A 960-nucleotide genomic window follows, 5' to 3' on the forward strand; every position below is an offset into this window, starting at 1 on the left:
CACTAATATTCGGTTAGCATGAAAAAGAGAGCCTATAGTTTAATGACATAGGCTTTCTTGTTTCAGCAAATAGGTTTGTATCACAAGGTGTGGTGCAAATTTTTTAGGGGCACAAATGGATTTGTCGATTACTTCTTCTTTGGCGTTAATTGGACTGCTGTCTTTAACGTGTCAATTGTTAGGCTGGCGCTTACGTCTTCCAGCTATTCTTCCTCTTCTTATTGTCGGCCTACTTTTAGGTCCCGGTCTTAACATCCTTAATCCCGATGCCATTTTTGGTGACGTGCTATTTCCGCTGATTTCATTAGGTGTCGCCATCATTTTGTTTGAAGGTGCATTGACCCTGAATTTCAAGGAAATAAGAGGTCATGGTCGCATGGTGACGCACCTAGTGAGTATCGGCATGTTGATTACATGGGCGTGCATTGTCGTTGGTGCTTATTACTTTGTGGACTTCAGTTGGCCATTAGCCGCGCTGTTTGCTGCCTTAGTGGTGGTGACGGGTCCAACCGTTATTGTTCCCATGCTGCGCAGCATTCAGCCCAAATCTTCGTTAGGGAGTATCTTGCGCTGGGAGGGGATAGTGATTGATCCGATTGGCGCCCTGTTTGCTGTTCTTGTTTACGAATACATTGTCTCTTCAGCCGATCCTACCAGCCATGTACTGTCGGCCTTGGGGCTGACTCTAGCCATCGGTTTAGGCTTAGGGATCATCGGCGGCTATTTGATTGCCAAGATGCTGAAAGGGCATTGGGTTCCGCACTATTTGCGTAACGTGGCTGTTCTAACGTTGATGTTGGCGGCGTTCTCTTTTTCTAATGATCTGAGTGAAGAGTCTGGCCTATTAACCGTGACCATCATGGGTATCTGGCTCGCCAACGTGAAAGGGTTGGATCTTGAAGATATTATAGAGTTCAAAGAGACCCTAACCGTGTTACTCATTTCCGCCTTGTTTATCTT

The 960-nt window shown here is 45.9% G+C and carries 1 protein-coding gene; it reads left to right on the plus strand.

All coding sequences use genetic code 11. The features are described 5' to 3' along the window. Positions 1-115: 115 nt before the first annotated feature. Positions 116-960, plus strand: an 845-nt coding sequence (locus AB4496_RS21555; protein WP_372131908.1) for a cation:proton antiporter, incomplete at its 3' end; no start/stop codon positions are given.

This window comes from Vibrio sp. 10N.222.46.A1 (genome assembly GCF_041473595.1).
Lineage (GTDB): Bacteria > Pseudomonadota > Gammaproteobacteria > Enterobacterales > Vibrionaceae > Vibrio > Vibrio tasmaniensis_A.